This window comes from Campylobacter sp. RM12654 (genome assembly GCF_020137585.1).
Lineage (GTDB): Bacteria > Campylobacterota > Campylobacteria > Campylobacterales > Campylobacteraceae > Campylobacter_E.
In genome coordinates this window covers 1-1228 of record NZ_JACGAR010000057.1, presented here as the reverse complement: position 1 = coordinate 1228, position 1228 = coordinate 1, and the positions used below count along the sequence as shown (strand labels likewise).

The window sequence follows — 1228 nt, the reverse complement described above, 5'->3', positions numbered from 1 at the left end:
ACTATTATAAAACAAAAAAAAAGGGAAGTAGAAAGGTTGCAGCCTCTACTTCCCTTAAAAAATCAAAAAAATAGGGGTATATTATGGCAGAAAATGCTAAAAATGACAAGGCAAGATACTGGGGATTTTTAGTTTATCCTGAAAGTGTAGCACAGGATTGGGAAGAAATTTTAAGTTTAAAATATGGTTTTGAGTGGGTTAGAAGTCCTTTACACGATAGCGATGTAAATGCAGATAATACGCCAAAGAAACCGCATTACCATTGCTTAATTTATGTCAATGGTAAAAAGTCTTACAATCAAATAAAGACTATAATGGACGAAATAGGAGCAACAGCTCCGCAAATAATCCATAATGCTAAAGGTAATGTCCGCTATATGCTTCATTTAGACAACCCAGAGAAAGCACAATACAAATTAAGCGATTTAAAGGCATTTAATGGCTTTGATATAGAAAAGTATCTCTTTAGCGAAAAAGAGCTAAATGAGAAGCGTTTAAAAGCGATTGCTGACATAATGGACTTTATAGACGAGCAAGGTTTAACAGAATTAACTGAAATATTAAAATACGCTAGAAAAAATGAGCCTTATTGGTTTGAGCTTCTTTGCACTAATTCGGCTTATATTGTAAATTGTTATTTAAAGTCAATTCGTTATCAACTTGAAAAAGGAGTAAAAACAAAATGCCAAACATAAAAAAACGCCCTACTGAAATTATGACAACAAGAGTTCCTAAAAGCTTGTTCCCCTTTTTTAAAACTTTAGAAAATCGTAATAATTATGTGTTACAGCTTATAGAAAACAGCCAAGAATACAAAGATTATTTACGCAAAAAAGCAGAGCAAGAAAACAAAAATCAACCTAGCCTGTTTTAAATCCCCTTTTTCTTTTTTTGGTGTATAACAGAATAGCAGATGTATATCTGCTAGTGAGCCTCGCAGAGATTTCGCCTTTTATTTTTTAAAAAGGTAACTTTTTAGGAAATAAAAGGCTATCCTGCAATTAATAAAAACACCAAAAAAAGACAAATATTTAAGACACTTTTTGAAGCTTATAAAAATTCTTTCTTGCCTATTAGCTATTAAAAAAAATTAGAGTTAAATTTGTTTTGTGAGCGGAGCGAAAATTTAAGCTTAATTTAATAATTCTATGTGTGTGTTACTACGACACACACACATAGAAGGTCGTTGGTCGTTGGGAAAAATTTGACTTATTTACTATAATGTATT

At 31.3% G+C, this 1228-nt stretch carries 2 protein-coding genes; both read left to right on the top strand.

The window, feature by feature from the left end; all coding sequences use genetic code 11:
• Positions 1 to 83 precede the first annotated feature (83 nt).
• Positions 84 to 695 carry a replication protein gene (locus tag AVBRAN12654_RS09275; protein WP_082200913.1) on the top strand — a complete coding sequence of 204 codons (612 nt, stop codon included), beginning with the start codon at positions 84 to 86 and terminating at the stop codon, positions 693 to 695.
• Positions 683 to 874 carry a hypothetical protein gene (locus AVBRAN12654_RS09270; RefSeq protein ID WP_082200914.1) on the top strand — a complete coding sequence of 64 codons (192 nt, stop codon included), beginning with the start codon at positions 683 to 685 and terminating at the stop codon, positions 872 to 874. The genes AVBRAN12654_RS09275 and AVBRAN12654_RS09270 overlap by 13 nt, the downstream gene beginning before the upstream one ends.
• The last annotated feature ends 354 nt before the right edge of the window (positions 875 to 1228 follow it).

What these genes read in the sequence shown, in the direction of transcription:
- AVBRAN12654_RS09275 (WP_082200913.1), top strand. Translation starts at nt 84, where the DNA reads ATGGCAGAAAATGCTAAAAATGACAAGGCAAGATACTGGGGATTTTTA.
- AVBRAN12654_RS09270 (WP_082200914.1), top strand. Translation starts at nt 683, where the DNA reads ATGCCAAACATAAAAAAACGCCCTACTGAAATTATGACAACAAGAGTT.